The sequence below is a fragment of the Nonomuraea sp. JJY05 genome (assembly GCF_043496855.1).
Classification (GTDB): Bacteria; Actinomycetota; Actinomycetes; order Streptosporangiales; family Streptosporangiaceae; genus Nonomuraea.
In genome coordinates, this window is record NZ_JBIEIS010000037.1 from 119,045 (window position 1) to 137,075 (window position 18,031).

General features: G+C 69.3%; 19 protein-coding genes and 1 pseudogene. 16 read left to right on the forward strand and 4 right to left on the reverse strand.

Annotated features, from left to right (window positions below; translation table 11 throughout):
* The first annotated feature begins 6 nt into the window (after positions 1–6).
* The 7 genes from ACFKCF_RS43685 (at position 7) to ACFKCF_RS43715 (ending at position 6,294) form a co-directional block, all read left to right on the forward strand.
* Positions 7–552, forward strand: a complete 546-nt coding sequence (locus ACFKCF_RS43685) for a F0F1 ATP synthase subunit B (protein ID WP_394501265.1) — start codon at positions 7–9, stop codon at positions 550–552.
* A complete protein-coding gene (locus ACFKCF_RS43690; RefSeq protein WP_394501266.1) occupies positions 552–1,361 on the forward strand; it encodes a F0F1 ATP synthase subunit delta in 810 nt (269 codons plus the stop codon). The genes ACFKCF_RS43685 and ACFKCF_RS43690 overlap by 1 nt, the downstream gene beginning before the upstream one ends.
* Positions 1,362–1,384: 23 nt before the next feature.
* The gene (atpA, locus tag ACFKCF_RS43695) at positions 1,385–3,034 is read left to right on the forward strand and encodes a F0F1 ATP synthase subunit alpha (protein ID WP_394501267.1); all 1,650 of its coding nucleotides are present in this window, start codon (positions 1,385–1,387) and stop codon (positions 3,032–3,034) included.
* A gap of 3 nt (positions 3,035–3,037) precedes the next feature.
* Positions 3,038–3,940, forward strand: a complete 903-nt coding sequence (locus tag ACFKCF_RS43700) for a F0F1 ATP synthase subunit gamma (protein WP_394501268.1) — start codon at positions 3,038–3,040, stop codon at positions 3,938–3,940.
* Position 3,941: 1 nt separating this feature from the next.
* Complete coding sequence (gene atpD / locus ACFKCF_RS43705; protein ID WP_394501269.1) at positions 3,942–5,390, forward strand: F0F1 ATP synthase subunit beta; 1,449 nt, start codon at positions 3,942–3,944, stop codon at positions 5,388–5,390.
* Between the two features lie 101 nt (positions 5,391–5,491).
* Positions 5,492–5,893 (forward strand): F0F1 ATP synthase subunit epsilon, encoded by a 402-nt coding sequence (locus ACFKCF_RS43710; protein ID WP_043616272.1) that lies wholly within the window; start codon positions 5,492–5,494, stop codon positions 5,891–5,893.
* Positions 5,894–5,916: 23 nt separating this feature from the next.
* Positions 5,917–6,294, forward strand: coding sequence for a DUF2550 domain-containing protein (locus ACFKCF_RS43715; RefSeq protein WP_394501270.1), 378 nt, complete (start codon positions 5,917–5,919; stop codon positions 6,292–6,294).
* Positions 6,295–6,328: 34 nt separating this feature from the next.
* Here ACFKCF_RS43715 and ACFKCF_RS43720 read toward each other — a convergent pair whose 3' ends face one another.
* Positions 6,329–6,919, reverse strand: coding sequence for a cob(I)yrinic acid a,c-diamide adenosyltransferase (locus tag ACFKCF_RS43720; RefSeq protein ID WP_394501271.1), 591 nt, complete (start codon positions 6,917–6,919; stop codon positions 6,329–6,331).
* Between the two features lie 127 nt (positions 6,920–7,046).
* On the opposite strand from ACFKCF_RS43720, the gene ACFKCF_RS43725 reads away from it, so the two are divergent.
* The 4 genes from ACFKCF_RS43725 (at position 7,047) to ACFKCF_RS43740 (ending at position 10,610) form a co-directional block, all read left to right on the forward strand.
* Positions 7,047–7,943: an ABC transporter ATP-binding protein gene (locus ACFKCF_RS43725; protein ID WP_394501272.1), complete on the forward strand. Its 897-nt coding sequence runs from the start codon at positions 7,047–7,049 to the stop codon at positions 7,941–7,943.
* Positions 7,940–9,049, forward strand: coding sequence for an ABC transporter permease (locus ACFKCF_RS43730; protein WP_394501273.1), 1,110 nt, complete (start codon positions 7,940–7,942; stop codon positions 9,047–9,049). Before ACFKCF_RS43725 ends, ACFKCF_RS43730 begins: the two co-directional genes overlap by 4 nt.
* Positions 9,050–10,216 (forward strand): sensor histidine kinase, encoded by a 1,167-nt coding sequence (locus ACFKCF_RS43735; protein WP_394501274.1) that lies wholly within the window; start codon positions 9,050–9,052, stop codon positions 10,214–10,216.
* 76 nt (positions 10,217–10,292) lie between these two features.
* The gene (locus ACFKCF_RS43740; RefSeq protein WP_394501275.1) at positions 10,293–10,610 is read left to right on the forward strand and encodes an STAS domain-containing protein; all 318 of its coding nucleotides are present in this window, start codon (positions 10,293–10,295) and stop codon (positions 10,608–10,610) included.
* A gap of 103 nt (positions 10,611–10,713) precedes the next feature.
* Here ACFKCF_RS43740 and ACFKCF_RS43745 read toward each other — a convergent pair whose 3' ends face one another.
* The 3 genes from ACFKCF_RS43745 to nucS form a co-directional block, all read right to left on the reverse strand.
* Positions 10,714–11,256: a TetR/AcrR family transcriptional regulator gene (locus tag ACFKCF_RS43745; RefSeq protein ID WP_394501276.1), complete on the reverse strand. Its 543-nt coding sequence runs from the start codon at positions 11,254–11,256 to the stop codon at positions 10,714–10,716.
* 144 nt (positions 11,257–11,400) lie between these two features.
* On the reverse strand, positions 11,401–12,873 hold the full coding sequence (locus ACFKCF_RS43750; protein ID WP_394501277.1) for an aldehyde dehydrogenase family protein: 1,473 nt from the start codon (positions 12,871–12,873) through the stop codon (positions 11,401–11,403).
* A 363-nt stretch (positions 12,874–13,236) separates the two neighbouring features.
* Positions 13,237–13,899 (reverse strand): endonuclease NucS, encoded by a 663-nt coding sequence (gene nucS / locus ACFKCF_RS43755; protein ID WP_394501278.1) that lies wholly within the window; start codon positions 13,897–13,899, stop codon positions 13,237–13,239.
* A 75-nt stretch (positions 13,900–13,974) separates the two neighbouring features.
* Between nucS and ACFKCF_RS43760 the strand changes: the two are divergent.
* From ACFKCF_RS43760 to ACFKCF_RS43780, 5 genes and pseudogenes are all read left to right on the forward strand, one after another.
* Positions 13,975–14,714, forward strand: a pseudogene (locus ACFKCF_RS43760) (3-hydroxyacyl-CoA dehydrogenase family protein); the annotation flags it as partial.
* A gap of 138 nt (positions 14,715–14,852) precedes the next feature.
* Positions 14,853–15,380 (forward strand): 3-hydroxyacyl-CoA dehydrogenase family protein, encoded by a 528-nt coding sequence (locus ACFKCF_RS43765; RefSeq protein ID WP_394501281.1) that lies wholly within the window; start codon positions 14,853–14,855, stop codon positions 15,378–15,380.
* Positions 15,377–15,667: an ATP/GTP-binding protein gene (locus ACFKCF_RS43770; protein ID WP_319720101.1), complete on the forward strand. Its 291-nt coding sequence runs from the start codon at positions 15,377–15,379 to the stop codon at positions 15,665–15,667. The genes ACFKCF_RS43765 and ACFKCF_RS43770 overlap by 4 nt, the downstream gene beginning before the upstream one ends.
* Before the next feature lie 14 nt (positions 15,668–15,681).
* Complete coding sequence (locus ACFKCF_RS43775; protein ID WP_394501279.1) at positions 15,682–16,386, forward strand: alpha/beta hydrolase; 705 nt, start codon at positions 15,682–15,684, stop codon at positions 16,384–16,386.
* A 235-nt stretch (positions 16,387–16,621) separates the two neighbouring features.
* Positions 16,622–18,031, forward strand: a 1,410-nt coding sequence (locus ACFKCF_RS43780) for a DNRLRE domain-containing protein (protein WP_394501280.1), incomplete at its 3' end; no start/stop codon positions are given.

Sequence of the window (18,031 nt, forward strand, 5' to 3'; positions counted from 1 at the left end):
GCAACCATGATCAAGGCAGCTACGCTCCTCGCGGAGGAGGGCGCCAACCCGCTCCTTCCGCACGATTTCGAGCTCATCGTCGGTATCTTCTCGTTCCTCGTCGTTCTCGTCGTCGTCGGCAAGATCCTCGTCCCGCGCATCCAGAAGACGCTGGCCGAGCGGACCGACGCCATCGAGGGTGGCATCAAGAGGGCCGAGGAGGCCCAGGCTGAGGCGCAGGTCCTGCAGCAGCAGTACCGCGACCAGCTGGCCGAGGCCAGGCACGAGGCGGCCCGGCTGCGCGAGGAAGCTCGCGAGCAGGCCGCGCAGATCAAGGCCGAGCTCCGCGAGGAGGCGCAGGCCGAGGCCCGCCGCCTCGTCGAGGCCGCGCACGCGCAGATCGAGGCGGACCGCCAGGCGGCCTTCGCCCAGCTCCGCACCGAGATCGGCCGCCTGTCGACCGAGCTGGCCGGCCGCATCGTCGGCGAGTCCCTCGAGGACGAGGCCCGGCAGAGCCGCATCGTCGACCGGTTCCTCGACGAGCTCGAGTCCGCGCCGCAGGCGGTGCGCTAATGAGAGGTCTGAGCAGGACGTCGCTGGCAGAGGTCGAGGAGCGGTTCAACGCGGTCGCCGGCAGTGCCGACCTCGGTGCGCTCTCCGACGAGCTGTTCGCGATCGCGGATCTGCTCGACCGCGAACACGGCCTGCGCCGGGCGCTGTCCGACCCGGCCAGGCCCGCCGAGCAGAAGGCGGCCACCGTGCGCGCGCTGCTCGCGGGCAAGGTCAGCGAGGCCGCGATCGCCACGACCGAGGCCGCGGTCTCGGTCCGGTGGTCGCGGGGCGGTGACCTGGCCGACGCGATCGAGCGGCTCGGCGTCGTCGCCGCGGCCGCGGAGGCGGAGAGCCAGTCCAGGCTCGACGACGTGGAGGACGAGCTCTTCCGCTTCGGCCGCATCGTCGCCGCCAACCCCGACCTGCGTCGCGCGCTCGCCGACCAGGCCGCGCCGGAGGCGGGCAAGGAGCAACTGCTCGGCGACCTGCTCGGCAGGAAGGTCGCTCCGACCAGCCTGCGCCTGCTCAAGCAGGTCGCAGTGCATCCGCGTGGGCGTAGCCTGGAATCGGGCCTGGAGGAGTTCATCCAGCTCGTGGCCCAGCAGCGCCAGCGCCTCGTGGCGGTGGTGCGTAGCGCGGTCGAGCTGACCGAGGCGCAGAAGCAGCGCCTCACGGCGTGGTTGAGCGCCTCCTACGGCCGTGACGTGCACCTGAACGTCGAGGTGGACAAGCGAGTGCTCGGTGGGTTCTCGGTCCGCATCGGCGACGAGATCATCGACACCACCATTGTGGGACGAATCGAAGAAGTCCGCCGCCGGTTGGCCGGCTAGGCGAATAGGGAGACAGAGTAGAGATGGCGGAGCTTACGATCCGGCCGGACGAGATCCGGGACGCGCTTGAGCGCTTCGTCCAGGCGTACGAACCGGAAGGCGCCGCGCGCGAGGAGATCGGGACCGTCGTCGACGCCGGCGACGGCATTGCCCATGTCTCCGGCCTTCCCTCGGCGATGGCGAACGAACTGCTCGAGTTCGAGGACGGCACGCGCGGCCTGGCGCTTAACCTCGACACCCGCGAGATCGGTGTCGTTGTCCTGGGCGACTTCAGCAAGATCGAGGAAGGCCAGACGGTCCGCCGGACGGGCGAGGTCCTGTCCGTGCCCGTCGGCGACAACTTCCTCGGCCGCGTGGTCGACCCCCTGGGCATCCCGCTCGACGGCAAGGGTGCCATCGAGGCCGAGGCGGTTCGCGCCCTCGAGCTTCAGGCGCCCACCGTCGTCCAGCGGCAGCCCGTGAAGGAGTCGCTGGCGACCGGCATCAAGGCGATCGACGCCATGACCGCGATCGGCCGTGGTCAGCGCCAGCTGATCATCGGTGACCGTGGCACCGGCAAGACCGCGATCGCCGTCGACACCATCCTCAACCAGCGCGAAAACTGGGCCTCCGGCGACCCCGCCAAGCAGGTCCGCTGCGTCTACGTCGCGGTCGGCCAGAAGGGCTCGACCATCGCGCAGGTGCGCGCCCGGCTGGAGGAGGCCGGCGCGATGGAGTACACCACCATCGTCGCCGCTCCGGCCTCCGACCCCGCCGGTTACAAGTACATCGCGCCCTACGCCGGCTCGGCGATCGGTCAGCACTGGATGTACCAGGGCAAGCATGTCCTGATCGTCTTCGACGACCTGACCAAGCAGGCGGACGCGTACCGCGCCGTCTCCCTGCTGCTGCGCCGTCCGCCGGGCCGTGAGGCCTTCCCCGGCGACGTCTTCTACCTCCACTCCCGTCTGCTGGAGCGCTGCGCCAAGCTCTCCGACGACATGGGCGGTGGCTCGATGACCGGCCTGCCGGTCATCGAGACCAAGGGCAACGACGTGTCGGCGTTCATCCCGACCAACGTCATCTCCATCACCGACGGCCAGGTCTTCCTCGAGACCGACCTGTTCAACGCCGGTGTGCGGCCCGCCATCAACGTCGGTGTCTCGGTCTCCCGAGTCGGCGGCTCCGCGCAGGCCAAGGCCATGCGCAAGGTCGCGGGCACGCTGCGCCTGTCGCTGTCGCAGTACCGTGACCTGGAGGCCTTCGCGGCCTTCGCCTCCGACCTGGACGCCGCGTCCAAGGCTCAGCTGGAGCGCGGTCAGCGGCTGGTCGAGCTGCTCAAGCAGCCCCAGTACAGCCCGTTCTCGCTGGAGCGCGAGGTGGCCTCGATCTGGGCCGGCACCACGGGCGAGCTGGACGACGTGCCGATCGAGGACGTCCGTCGCTTCGAGTCGGAGTTCCTGGACTACATCCAGTCCTCGCGCAAGGGCATCTTCGACACCATCCGTGAGACCAGGGACCTGTCCGACGACACGGTGACCGCTCTGAAGGACGCTGTCACGGACTTCAAGAAGGGCTTCACCACCTCTTCGGGCGAGCTGCTGGTCAAGGACGAGCCGGTGGCGCCGCTGGGCGCCGAAGAGGTCGGCCAGGAGAAGATCAAGAAGGTCGTCCGTCCGGCGGAGAAGAAGTAGGACATGGGTGCCCAGCTAAGGCTGCTGCGGCGGCGGATCAGCTCGGTCAAGTCGACCGCGAAGATCACGCGCGCCCAGGAGCTCATCGCCTCCTCGCGGATCGTGAAGGCGCAGCTGCGGATGCAGGCGGCGCTGCCGTACGAGCGTGAGATCACTCGCGCCGTCACCGGCGTCGTCAGCAACGCGGCCAGCGTCGACCATCCGCTGACCGTGGCGAAGGAGAACCCCACCAAGGCGGGCGTCCTCATCGTCACCAGCGACAGCGGGTTCTGCGGTGGCTTCAACGCCAACGTGCTGCGCGAGGCCGAGGCCCTGCGCGGGCTGCTGGAGACCCGCGGTCTCAACGTGATCCCGTTCGTCACCGGGCGCAAGGGTGTCACCTGGCACTCCTTCCGCGGCCGTGACATGGGCGGCCAGTGGGTCGGCTCCTCCAGGAACCCGGCCTACGCCGACGCCAAGGAGATCGCGCAGACGCTGATCGACTCGTTCAAGGACGAGAACGGGATCGACGAGATCCACATCGTCTCGACCGAGTTCGTCTCGATGCTGACCCAGAACGTCGTGGTCAAGCGCGTTCTGCCGCTGGAGGTCGAGGAGACCGAGGCGACGGACACGACCACGATCCCGCCGTACTTCGAGTTCGAGCCGACCGCTGCCGACGTGCTGGAGTCGCTCCTGCCACGTTACGTGGAGTCGCGCATCTTCACGGCATTGCTGCAGTCCGCGGCCTCCGAGGAGGCCGCGCGGCGGCGCGCGATGAAGTCCGCGACAGACAACGCCAACGAGCTGATGCGGGTGCTCACCCAGCAGATGAACCAGGCTCGCCAGGCCGAGATCACCCAGGAAATCAGCGAGATCGTCGGTGGCGCCAACGCGCTCGCTGACGCCGCAGCGGGGAAAGAGTGAAATGACTGCAGAGGCTGTTGAAACTGTAGAGGCCGCGGCGGCCGGCACAGGCCGCGTGGCACGTGTCACCGGCGCCGTCGTCGACGTGGAGTTCCCCGTCGAGGCGATGCCGGAGATCTATAACGCGCTCAAGGTCGAGGTGAGCCTCGGCGGCGAGGCCAAGACCCTGACCCTGGAGGTCGCCCAGCACCTGGGTGACAACCTGGTCCGGACCATCTCGATGCAGCCCACCGACGGCCTGGTCCGTGGCCAGGCTGTCCAGGACACCGGCGCGCCGATCTCGGTGCCGGTCGGCGACGTCGTCAAGGGCCACGTGTGGAACGCGCTGGGCGAGACGCTCGACGTGCCGACCGCGTCGCTCAAGATCGAGGAGCGGTGGGGCATCCACCGGCCGTCGCCGGCGTTCGACCAGCTCGAGTCCCGTACCGAGCTGCTCGTCACGGGCATCAAGGTCATCGACCTGCTCACCCCGTACGTGCAGGGTGGGAAGATCGGCCTGTTCGGCGGCGCCGGCGTGGGCAAGACCGTTCTGATCCAGGAGATGATCCGCCGGGTCGCCCGCAACTTCGGTGGCACCTCGTGCTTCGCCGGTGTCGGCGAGCGCACCCGTGAGGGCAACGACCTCTGGCTGGAGATGGAGGAGGCGGACGTCCTCAAGGACACCGCGCTCGTCTTCGGTCAGATGGACGAGCCGCCGGGCACCCGTCTGCGGGTCGCCCTGTCGGCGCTGACCATGGCGGAGTACTTCCGCGACGTGCAGAAGCAGGACGTGCTGCTCTTCATCGACAACATCTTCCGCTTCACGCAGGCCGGTTCCGAGGTCTCCACGCTGCTCGGCCGTATGCCGTCCGCCGTGGGCTACCAGCCCACGCTGGCCGACGAGATGGGTGTGCTCCAGGAGCGCATCACCTCGACGCGCGGTCACTCGATCACCTCCATGCAGGCGATCTACGTGCCCGCCGACGACATCACCGACCCGGCCCCGCACAACGCGTTCGCGCACCTCGACGCGCAGACCGTTCTCTCGCGGCCGATCTCGGAGAAGGGCATCTACCCCGCGGTGGACCCGCTCGACTCCACCTCCCGGATCCTCGACCCGCAGATCGTGGGCGAGGAGCACTACCGGGTGGCCCAGGAGACCAAGCGGATCCTGCAGAAGTACCGCGAGCTCCAGGACATCATCGCGATCCTCGGTATCGACGAGCTGTCCGAGGAGGACAAGGTCACCGTCCAGCGGGCCCGCCGCATCGAGCGCTTCCTGTCGCACCCGATGTACGCGGCCGAGGCCTTCACCGGCCAGCCGGGCGAGACCGTCCCGCTGGACGAGACCATCGCCTCGTTCAAGGGCCTGTGCGCGGGTGAGTACGACCACCTGCCCGAGCAGGCGTTCTTCATGGTGGGTGGCATCGAGCAGGCCGTGGCCAAGGCCAAGGAACTCGAGCGTAGTTAATCGCCCTGCAGCGGGTCGTCTTCGGCGGCCCGCTGCACCTACGGTGGTGCTTTGGGGTATGAACGGGGCACCACCACCAGATCGGAAAGGAACCTACACAAGTGGCGAAGCTACGCGTAGGGGTTGTCTCACCCGAGCGTGAGATCTGGTCGGGCGAGGCCGACATGGTGATTGCCAAGACCGTGGACGGCGAGATCGGTATTATGCCGCAACACGCACCTGTGCTCGGCGTCCTCGTCGAGGGCGGCGTGCTTCGCGTGAAGCGGGAGGGCGAAGGCGACCTCGTGGCGGCCGTGCACGGCGGTTTCATCTCCGTGGCCGACGATGAGGTGTCGGTGCTCGCCGAGGTGGCCGAGCTCGGTTCCGAGGTCGACGTCGCGGCTGCCCGTGACGCTCTCGACCGGGCCCAGGCCTCGATCGAGGCCAATCAGGAAGACGCCGACGCGGCGATCGAGGCCAAGCGTGCCAGGGCCCGGCTTCGCGCGGCGGGCGAAGAGGTTTAATAGATCCAGGCTTTGGGGGCGGCATGGCTACGACGGTTCTGATTCTCGTATTGTTTGCCGCCCTCATCGTTCTGCGCGGGGTCACGCTGGCCCGTTCCAGGGGCAGTGTGCCCTGCCGACTGCGGGTGGGCGACCGGGGCTGGCAGAGCGGGGTAGCCCGCTATGCAGACGGGGAGCTCCACTGGATCCCGCTCCTGGGTCTGCGACTGAGGCCGCGCCACGCGATCGCGAGGCGCGGCCTCGTCGTTTCCGCCCGTCGTGAGATCGACGGCGGGCTCTTCGCGGTCGACTGCGGCGGCACCACGCGCGGGATCTCGCTCGCGATGAGCGCCGACGCGATGACGGGCTTCCTCGCGTGGCTGGAGTCCGCGCCGCCCAGCGCCTACCTGGACGTCGCCTGACCCCGACCGGGGGCGGGGCCGGAGTGGCAGGGCCTCAGCGGGTGCCGCCGGGCTTCCAGAGGATCTCCTCGCCCGCGTGGGCGACCCGGCAGGCGATGAAGAGCAGGTCCGACAGGCGGTTGAGGTATTTCGCGGTCAGCGCGTTGGTGTCGTCGTGCGCCTGCAGGGCCGCCCACGTCGAGCGCTCCGCCCTGCGGACCGTGACCCTGGCCACGTGCAGCGCGGCCGTCGCGGGGTCGCCGCCGGGCAGCACGAAGCTGCGCAGAGGCTTGAGGCCGGCGTTGAACCGGTCGCACTGCTCTTCCAGCCAGTCGATGTACGACTGCTCCACCCGCAGCGGGGGGAACTCCGGATCCTCCACCACCGGCGTGGCCAGGTCCGCCCCCACGTCGAACAGCTCGTTCTGGACGCGGGCGAGCACCTCGACGAGGTCCGCGGGCAGCGTGCCGAACGAGAGCGCCAGCCCCAGGTGGGCGTTGGCCTCCTCCACGTCGGCGTAGGCGGCCAGCCGCGGATCGGTCTTGGACGCCCGGCTCATGTCGCTCAGCGCGGTGGTGCCGTCGTCACCGGCCCGGGTGTAGATGCGGGAGAGAACGACCGGCTTGTCCTTGTCGGCGCGCGTCATGGCTTCAGCGTAATGACAAATGTCATCGGCAAGGGACGCAGGATCCATGTCGGGCCCGTGATTTCGGCGACTAGCAGGGCGAACGTCTCCAAAGCCACGATTTACCCATGACGAAGGAGATGACCTGATGCTCGAGATCAGCGAGCTGCGCAAGCGCTTCACGGGCGGCCCTGATGCCCCCGGCGGGAAGGTCGCCCTGGACGGCATCAGCTTCGCCGTACGGCCTGGCGAGATGTTCGGGTTCGTGGGCGCGAACGGCGCCGGCAAGACCACGACCATGCGCATCGTGATGGGCGTGCTTCAGGCCGACTCGGGCTCGGTGAGCTGGCAGGGCAGGCCGCTCGGCTACGACGACCGGCGGCGCTTCGGCTACATGCCGGAGGAGCGGGGGCTCTACCAGAAGATGCGGGTCGCCGAGCAGATCGAGTATTTCGGCCGCCTGCACGGTCTGAGCGCGGCGGCCGCGAAGCAGGCCTCCGACGACCTGCTGGAGCGGCTCGGGCTCACCGAGCGCAGGGGCGACGCGGTGCAGGCGCTCTCGCTGGGCAACCAGCAGCGCGTGCAGCTGGCGGTGGCGCTGGTGCACGACCCCGAGGTGCTGGTGCTGGACGAGCCGTTCTCGGGGCTGGACCCGATCGCGGTGGACGCGCTGGCCACGGCGCTGCAGGAGCGCTGCCGGGGCGGCGTGCCGGTGATCTTCTCCAGCCACCAGCTGGAGCTGGTCGAGCGGCTGTGCGACTCGGTGGGCATCGTCTCGGGCGGCCGCATGGTGGCCACGGGCACGGTGTCCGACCTGCGGGCGGCGGAGGGCGACACCCTCCGCGTGGTCGTCCGCGGCCCGGCCCCCGGCTGGGCGGACGGCCTGCCGGGCACGGTCACCGTGAAGGGCGACAGGCACGTCCTGCACACCACGGACGGCGACGACCAGGAGATCCTGCGCCGCGCGATGAAGGCGGGGCACGTCGAGCACTTCGGGGTCGAGCAGCCGACCCTCACCGAGATCTTCAAGGAGGCCGTGGCGTGAACGGAGTGATGCTGGTCGCCCGGCGGGAGATCACCACGCAGGTGCGGACCAAGGCGTTCGTGATCGGCCTGCTCATCACGGCCGTGCTGGTGGCGGCGGTGACCCTGGCGCCCAAGATCTTCGGCGGGCCGGACGAGTACACGCTGGGCACCGTCAACTCCCAGCAACTGCCGCTGCAGGCCGCCGCGCCGGACGCGGAGGTCGAGTGGCGCAGCTTCCCCGACGAGGCCGCCGCCAAGCAGGCCGTGCTCGACGGGGACGTGGACGCGGTACTGGTCGACGGGACCCGGGTGCTCACGGACGGCGAGATCGACAGCGAGCTCGGCGTGCTCCTGCAGAGCGTCAACCGCGAGGTGAAGCTCGGCGCCGCGGGCATGTCGATCCCGCCGCTGAAGATCGAGTCCGTGGGCGCGGACACCCGCTACGAGGCCGCCCGCGCCGGGATCGCCGTGGTACTCGTCCTCGTGCTCTTCATGCTGCTCATGGGTCAGGTCATGATGGTGGCCATGGGCGTGGTGGAAGAGAAGGGCAGCCGGATCGTGGAGATCCTGCTGTCCACGATCCGGCCGTGGCAGCTGCTCGCCGGAAAGATCATCGGGCTGGGCGTGCTCGGCCTGATTAACCTGGTCACGATCCTGGCCGTCGGCCTGGCCGCGTCCGCGATCTCGGGGATCGCCTCCGACTTCCCGCCCGGGATCCCGGGGCTGGCGGCGGGCGTGCTGGTGTGGTTCGTGCTCGGGTACGCCTTCTTCGCCACGCTGGCGGCCGGCCTCGCCTCGCTGGTGTCGCGCCAGGAGGAGGTGGGCAGCGTGATGACGCCGCTCACCATGGTCATCATGGTCACGTACTTCGTGGCCTTCTACGCCACCAACGACCCGACGGGCACGCTGGCCACGGTCCTGTCGTACGTGCCGCCGTTCTCCTCCATGATCATGCCGGTGCGGATGGCGGCGAGCGAGGTGCCGATGTGGCAGGTCGGCCTGTCCATGGGCGCCATGGCGCTGGCCGTGCTCGCGGTCCTGAGCTTCGGCGCCAAGATCTACGAGCGGGCGGTGCTCCGGACGGGGGCCCGGCTCAAGCTCGGTGACGTGCTGCGCGCGGGCTAGATGGACGCGATCAACCGGGCGCGGCGCCTCACCTGGAAAGTGCTCCTCTCGAACTTCGTCGCGATGTGGCTGCTGGTCATCCTCACGTCGGTGGTCGCCTTCGGGGAGGGGAGGCTCCAGTGGTGGCGTGCCGTGCCCGCCGTGATCGCCTTGATCTGTTTCACCTGGCTCTGCCCGCGCATCATCAGCGCGGCGCTGGACCGCCGCTACCTCATCCGGGAGGTGGTGCTGGCGGGATTCTTCGCGGTGGTCGCGGCGGTGCTGGGCGGGGGCGAGCCGTTCGGCTGGGGCTTCGTGCTCGTCTGCTGGCTGGGGCTGGCCACGCTCCAGGTCCCCAGGCGCACGGTCTACCTGGTGGCCGTCGGCACGTGGGCGGCGGGCGTCGGGATCGGCGTGACGGCCGCGGCGCTCGGGGCGGCCGTCATGGCCTCGGACCTGAGCGTCGGTCAGGCGCTGGTCTTCTACATGATCACGTACGCCGTCTGGTGCGCGATCATGCCGCCGTCCAACCGGATGTGGATGTGGATCTGGTCGCTCGCCGTACAGGCTCATGAGGGCCGCGAGGCGCACACGCGGCTGGCGGTGGCCGAGGAGCGGCTGCGCTTCGCCCGGGACCTGCACGATCTGGTCGGCCACCAGCTGTCCGCCATCGCCGTCAAGACCGAGCTGGCCGTACGGCTGTCGGACGTGGACGCCGGCGCGGCCAAGGACGAGATGACCGAGGTCAACGCGCTGACCAGGCAGGCGCTCAGGGAGCTGCGGCAGGCCGTGCGCGGCTACCGCGAGCTTGACTTGGCCGCCGAGCTGAATAGCGTGAGGGGCGTGCTCGAAGCGGCCGGGGTCCGCTGCGAGGTCCATCTGCCCTACCGGGAGCTGCCCGACGGGGTGGCGCCGGTGTTCGCCTACGCGGTTCGCGAGGCGGTGACCAACGTGCTCAAGCACAGCACCGCGACGTTCTGCGACATCTCGATCCGCTTCACGGCGCAGGAGGCGGAGCTGAGCGTCCGCAACGACGGGGTGCAGCGGCGGCGGGCCGCCGACCTAGGCAGCGGGCTGGCGGGCATGGGGGAGCGCCTGGCCGCCGTGGGCGGCAAGCTGAGCGCACATCCGACCGAAGACGGAGAGTTCATCCTGAACGCAGTCGTGTCACTTCCGCTGGGTGGGTAGGGGAAAAGCACGGGTCCACCTCGTCGAACGCTCTACGTGTTGAGGTGGCTACACCGTGTGTGATTGAGGAGGTGGCATGCGCGTCCGGGGCAATCCGAGTGCCCAGGTGGTGCGGATCGGCGCCAGGCTCGACGCCGGCACGTCGGCCGGCGTGCGGGAGCACCTGCACGAGGCTCTCGATTCCGGTGAAGGCGACCTGATCCTGGATCTCTCCGAGCTGGAGATGATCGACGCGACCGGCCTCGGAGTGCTGGTGGGCTCGCATCGGCGCGCGTTGAGCGTGCAGCGCCGCCTCGTTCTTCGGGGGGTGCCCCCGCGGATCATGCGGATACTGGCGGTGACCCGGCTGAATCGGGTGCTGCACATGGAAGTTCCCGCAGCCGCGGTGGCCTGATGTGACATATCGAGAGCGGGCGACGATCAGCCGTTGCCCGCTCTTTTTCGAGTGATACGAAATGGTGATTACGGGCCGTCCATTGTGAATGGCCGGCGAATGGTCACGGTTTGCCGAGGCTGCGGATGAAGATGTGCACGGCCACGTCGGCGAGTTCGTCGATCGGCGGCTGTTCGTCCGAGTGCAGCCACTCGATGAGTAACTCTTGTAGCGCTCCAATTACTCCCAGTGCCACCAGCCGCCGATTCAGCCCCGCAGCCTGGGGGAAATCGGCTGACGCCTCCTCGACCAGCCGCGCGAACGCGTCCACCGCGCGTTGACGGGACAGTGTCAGGACATCTCCTGACCGGCGAACCTCAACGTGCATGATACGGGCCCGCCGCCAGTCCGCCGTGGTGAAGTCGATATAGGCGCGAATCCCCGCCTTGACTCGGTCGTCAAGCGTCTTCGGCGCCTCCTGGACCGCTTTGGCCACCACGGCCAGGCTTTCTTCCACACAGCGCTCGTGCAGCGCCTGAAGGAGTTCCTCGCGCCCACCGAAACATTCGTAGAAGGCGCGGTTGGAGATCCGCGCCTCCGAGCACAGCCTTTCGATGGTCGTCGCCGTGAACCCCGGCTTCGCGTATAGCGTGTAGGCGGCCGTCATCAGCCGCTCCCGTCTGTCTGCCAGCCTTTGCTCAGCCGACATTCCCCGGTAAGACCGGTTCACATTCCACCCGTCCAACATGATCGTGGCCCCCAGAGCACACAATTATGGACGGATGATCCGTTTTGGGAAAGGGTAAGAAGATTATCTTTTACGTCGCCCATGCAAGAGGGTCACGAGCCTGATCAGCCGCTCAAGCTCAGAGGGCCCTCGGGTGAACGAGGTCAGGTTCATCCCCGGCATCGCGAAGCGCTGGCGGGAGATCGCTTTGGGCCGGGCGAACTCGCGTAGGCCGTCGGCCCCGTGGATCCGTCCGAACCCCGAGTCTCCCACTCCACCGAAGGGCAGCGCAGGCACTCCGGCGAATGAGATGACCGAGTTGATGGCGGTCATCCCGGTACGCATCCTGCGGGCGAGCTCCATCGCCCTGCGCGGGTTGCCGGAGAAGACCGTCCCACCCAGGCCGTATGCGGAGGCGTTGGCCAGCTCCAGGGCCTCCTGGGCGTCGCGGGTGCGGCGGACGGTGATCGTCGGGCCGAACGTCTCCTCGCGTACCGCGGGGGAGTCCTCCGGCACGTCCTCGACGATCACGGGCTCCACGTAGGGAGCGCGGACGGAGCCGGGGCCACCGGTCACGATTTTTCCGGACTTGACGGCGTCGTCGATGTGGCGCTTGATGATGTCCACCTGGCCCGGCATCGTGATCGGGCCGTAGTCCTCGCCGGCTTTCACCTTTGTCACCCGGCCGGACAGCTCGCGCATGAAACTTTCATAGACCGTGTCGACGACGTAGACGCGTTCGACGCCCGCGCACGTCTGGCCGGCGTTGGACATCGCGCCCCACAGGCAGGCGTCGGCGGCCCTGGCAAGATCGGCGTCGGCGTCCACGATGAACGCGTCCTTGCCGCCGCACTCGGCCACCATGGGCGTCAGGTTCTCGGCGCAGGCCGCCATGACCCGCTTGGCGGTCGCGGTCGAGCCTGTGAACGCCACCTTCCCGACCCTCGGATCGGCGGCCAGCGCCGCCCCGGTCTCGCCCAGCCCGGTCACGGTCTGGAATACGGGATGCTCGGGCACCGACTCGGCGAACAGTTCGGCCAGCCGTACGCCGATGCCCGGGGTGAGCTCGCTGGGCTTGAACACCACGGCGTTGCCGGCGGCGAGGGCGTAGGCGATGGAGCCCATGGGGGTGAAGACCGGGTAGTTCCACGGGCCGATCACCCCGACCACGCCCAGCGGGAGGTATTCGAGCGTGGCGGCCAGGTTGAGGCCGATCATGCCGGTGCTGACGCGCCGGCGGCCCAGCACCTTGCGGGCGTTGCGGGCGGCCCAGTCGAGGTGGGTGATCGCCAGCACGATCTCCAGGGTCGCGTCACCCACCGGCTTGCCCGTCTCCTCGTGCACGAGCCGGCTCAGCTCTCTCAGCTGCCGGGTGAGCACGGCCTTGTGGTCGAGCAGCCGCTGCCTGCGCGCGGCGTGGCCGAGCCCGGCCCACCAGGCCGCCGCCTCGGCCGCGCGGCCCACGGCCTCGTGCACGGCGTCGGGTCCCTGCTTGGGATGGGTGCCGACGACCTCGCCGGTCGCCGGGTTGAGCGAGTCGAACGTGAGCGTCGTCATGATGTCACGATAGTCCGGTAAGCCGTCGCTTACTAGTCTGGCGTGTCGGCGACCAGGACGACCGGATATCCGTTGGAAAATTCCCGATCTCGATTTGCGCCGTGCAGGCAATTATCGGTGGGCCGGAGAAAGCGGGTTCAGCTCACGGATTTTTGCGTCTCCGCCGCGACCCGACTCCCGGGCCGGGTGGCGGCAGGACGGCCGCGACCAGCCACGTCGGGCCGAAACGGGAGGCCAGGCCGGCGCGGCCGAATGCGGCGGTCCGCCCACGCGTTTTCTTGGTGCCGGCCCGCCTCAACAGGTCACGGACGTGGCTGATAAACACCTGAGTCTGACAGCTCGTCAATGGCCGAGTCCGGCGCGCTAGAAAAGAGTCGGATTCTCCGGCTCGATACCGCGCAGCGCGTCGTAGTCGAGCGTGACGCAGTCGATGCCGCGGTCGGTGGCGAGCACGCGCGCCTGCGGCTTGATCTCCTGCGCCGCGAAGACGCCGCGCACGGGCGCCAGCAGCGGGTCGCGGTTGAGCAGCTCCAGATAGCGCGTGAGCTGCTCGACCCCGTCGATCTCCCCCCGCCGCTTGATCTCCACCGCCACGGTCGCCCCCAGGGCGTCCCGGCACAGGATGTCCACCGGCCCGATCGCCGTCATGTACTCGCGCCGGATCAGCGAGTAGCCGTCCCCCAGCGTGGTGATGTGCTCCGCGAGCAGCTCCTGAAGGTGGGCCTCCACGCCGTCCTTGATCAGCCCGGGATCGACGCCCAGCTCGTGGCTGGAGTCGTGGAGGATCTCCTCCATCGTCAGCACCAGCTTCTCGCCGGTCTTGCCGTGGGTGACGGTCCAGGTGCCGCCGTCCTCCTTGAGCTTGCACGGCGGGTTCATCCAGTTGAGCGGCTTGAAGGCGCGGTCGTCGGCGTGAATGCTCACGCTCCCGTCCGCCTTGATCAGCAAGAGCCGGGGCGCCATGGGGAGGTGCGCCGTGAGCCGTCCGATGTAATCCACGCTGCATCGCGCGATGACCAGCCGCATGACGCCCCACCTTAGCGGCTCTGGAAAACTGGACGCATGGCGTTCGAACGGGTGGGAGTGGTCGGGCTCGGCACGATGGGAGCCGGGATCGCCGAGGTGTTCGCGCGGGCCGGCCTGCGCGTGATCGGGGTCGAGGCCGACGCCGAGGCTCTGGCCAGGGGCCGCGGGCATCTCGAGCGTTCCACCGGCAAGGCCGTCGACAAGGGCAAGCTGGCGCCCGGCCAGCGTGACGAGATCCTCGGCCGCATCACGCTGACCACCTCGCGCGAGGACCTGCGGGACGTCGATCTGGTGGTGGAGGCGATCCCCGAGATCCTCGACTACAAGATCGCGCTGTTCAAGGACCTCGACCGGATCTGCGAGCCCGGGACCGTCCTGGCCACCAACTCCTCCTCGCTGTCCGTCACCGCCATCGCCGCCGCCACCGGCCGCCCGGGTCAGGTCGTGGGGATGCACTTCTTCAACCCGGCGCCGGTGATGAGGCTGGTCGAGGTCGTCGGGACGGTGGTGACCGCGCCCGGCGTGGTGGCGGACATCGCGGCGCTGGCGGGCAGGCTGGGCAAGACGGCCGTGGCGGTGGGCGACCGGGCCGGGTTCGTGGTCAACCGGCTGCTCCTGCCCTACCTCAACCAGGCCGCCGTGCTCATGGAGCTGGGCGTGGCCGGGCGCGACGACATCGACGCCGCGATGAAGCTGGGCGTCGGGCTGCCGATGGGGCCGTTCACGCTGCTCGACCTGATCGGGCTCGACACCGCGTACGAGGTGATGGGGTGCTGTTCGACGAGACGCGCGACCGGCGGCACGCGCCCGCGCCGCTGCTGCGCGAGCTGGTCACCGCCGGGCTGCTGGGCCGCAAGTCGGGCCGGGGCTTCTACGGCGACCCGCCACGGGAGGCGCCGGCGAAGTCGCGGCTGGGCACGTTCGGGGTGGCCGGGGACGACGGCGACGGGCTGGTGGAGCGGCTGCGGGCGGCCGGGTTCAAGGAGTCCGAGGAGCCCGACGTCGTGCTGCGCCTGGCCGACCGTCCCGTGATCGAGCACGCCGTACGCCTTCCCGACCCCGCCAGGATGGTCGGCGTGCACCTCGTCGGAGACCAGGTGGCCGAGCTCGCCTCGACGGTGCTGACCTCGCAGGAGGCCGGGAGGGCCGCCAGGGACCTGGTGAAGGTCGCCGGGCTGACGCCGGTGCCGTGCAAGGACCGGGCGGGGTTCGTGGTCGACGCCCTGCTCTTCCCCTATCTCAACGACGCCGTGCGGATGTACGACTCCGGGTACGCCTCGATCGAGGACATCGACGCGGCCATGCGCCTGGGCTGCGGCTATCCCGCCGGGCCGTTCGAGATGCTGGAGTCGCTGGGCCTGGCGAAGGTCCGCGACGGGCTGAGAGCCCTCTACGCCGAATACCGCGAGCCCGCCTTCGCGCCCGCCCCCCTGCTCGACCAGCTCGTCACCGCCGGCGTCAGCCGTTTCCCGCGTCCATGAGCCCCCGCCGTGCCCGCCGCAGGGAGTCCTCACGTCCCTTCGGCTTCCCGACCGGGCTGGACAAAGTGGAGGAATGGCCCGACGGCGAGTGGAAGGTCCGCATGCTCACCGGCGCCTCCTCGACCAAGGACTACCGATGTCCGGGCTGCGACCAGGAGATCCGCAGCGGCCAGTCGCACCTCGTCGCCTGGCCCAACTGGCCGGGAGGCGACGAGGAGCGCCGCCACTGGCACACCGCCTGCTGGCGCAAGAGACTCGACCGCGGCCCCGGCCGCACCCGTTATTGAAGGGAACCCCCGAAGTGGAGATTCGCGCGGCCACCGTGCTGCCCGCCCGCCGCGAGCCGATCGAGCTGGAGACGGGCGACGGCCTGACCCTGGTCGGCGAGCTGGCCCTGCCCCTCGACCGTCCCCCTGTCGCGACGCTGGTGACGCTGCACCCGCTGCCCACCCACGGCGGGTTCATGGACAGCCACGTCTACAAGAAGGCCGCCAACCGGCTGCCCGCCCTCGCCGACCTGGCCGTGCTGCGCTTCAACACCCGGGGCACCTCCTCCGAGCGCGGCACCTCGGAGGGGGCGTTCGACGGGGGAGAGGGCGAGCGGTTCGACGTGGCGGCGGCGCTGGAGTACGCCGAGTACCACGACCTGCCCCAGGTGTGGGTGGTCGGCTGGTCGTTCGGCACGGAGCTGACGCTGAAGTGGGCGCACGACCCGCTGGTGGAGGGCGCGATCCTGCTCTCGCCGCCGCTGCACCGGGCCACCGATCACGACCTGGACGCCTGGGCGCGCTTCGGCCGGCCGCTGGTGGTGCTGGTGCCCGAGTTCGACGACTACCTGCGGCCCGACGAGGCCCGCGCGAGATTCGCGCGGGTGCCGCAGGCCGAGGTCATCGGGGTGGACGGGGCCAAGCACCTGTGGGTGGGGGAGCCGTACGTCCGCATCGTGCTGAACGAGATCGTCAAGCGGGTCAACCCGGCCGCGTGGCCGCTGCCCACGGACGCCTGATGCACCATGACGGAAATTTCCGGACAAAGCGGGTTTGTGAAGGAAATTTGAGCAGAATGAGCAAAACTCTAGACCTCTGGTGGGGTCAGAGTGAAAATCCGATCGTCAACCGAAGATCGTGGAGACGCCGGGAGGGCACGCCTTCCCGCGCGTAACCCCTGCTCACCATGGGTGAGGACGTATGCGGGCAGTTCGTGGGTTGGTTGCGGCGGCGTTAGCTTTCACGATCTTGGCGGTGCCTGATCCGATGCCCGCCGTCGCGGCGAAGACAGTGGAACCACCGCAGACCGTCCAACCACCCGAGGACTCCGCGCTCACCCTCGCCCGCAACACCGGCAAGCCCGTCGAGGTGGAAACAGAGCGCAGCGAGACCCGCCAGGTCTGGGCCAAGCCCGACGGCACGTTCACCCTGGAGCAGTACGTCCGCCCGGTGCGCGTGCGCAAATCCGGCGGCTGGGTCCCGGTGGACACCACGCTCCGCCTGCGCCCGGACGGCGCGGTCGAGACGGTCGCCACGGCGGCCGACCTGACGTTCTCCGGCGGGGGTTCCGGACCGCTCGCACGCATGGCGCGCGGCGCCAAGACGCTGGAGCTGGGCTGGCAGGGCGCGCTGCCCAGGCCCACGCTGAACGGCGACACCGCCACCTACGCCGAGGTCATGCCGGGCGTGGACCTGCAGGTCACCGCGGACGTGGACGGCTTCTCCCACGTGCTGGTGGTCAAGTCCCGGGCCGCGGCGGCGGGCCTGACCGAGCTCGCCTACCCCCTCTCGGTCACCGGCCTGTCGGTGAAGACGGACAACGCGGGCAACGTGGAGGCCGTCGACGAGAGCGGAGGGACGATCTTCATCGCGCCCACGCCGAAGATGTGGGATTCCGAGGGCATCACGAGCCCGCGGGCACTCAGGGAAGGCCGTTCCCCGGAGGCCCGCGAGTCCGCGATGGGCGTGGAACTGGCGGGCAGGCAGCTGCGGCTGAGGCCGGACAGGAAGATGCTGGCGGACCCGAAGACCAAGTTCCCCGTCTATCTGGACCCGTACTTCTCGGCCGCCCGCGGCTCGTGGACGGCGGTCTGGAAGAACTGGCCCAACTCCAACTACCTCAACTCCAGCGACGTCGCCCGCGTCGGCAAGATCAGCTCCACCCAGACGAACCGCTCGTTCTTCCAGATGGCCACCGGCTCCACGATTCACGGCAAGCAGATCATCAAGGCGACGCTGCGCACGTACGAGACGTGGTCGTACTCCTGCAGCGCCCGCAAGGTGGAGGCCTGGGGGACCGGCGCGATCAGCAAGAGCACCACCTGGAGCAACCCGCCGGCGAAGACCAGGCTGCTCTCCACGGTGAACGTGGCCAAGGGCTATGGCACGGGGTCCTGCGCGCCCGGCGGCGTCGAGTTCGACGTCACGTCGTGGGCCGCCGACGCCGCCGCCAAGAAGTGGAACAGCATGACCATCGGTCTCTATGCCACCAGCGAGACCGACCTCTGGGCCTGGAAGAAGTTCAAGAACAACCCGGTCGCCGTCATCGAGTACAACTCGATCCCGACCGACCCCGTGGCCGCCGACACCTGGTCGGACCCGGGCGGCCCCTGCGTCTCCGGTGACGGGCGGCCGGTCATCAGCACCGCCACCCCCAAGCTGTGG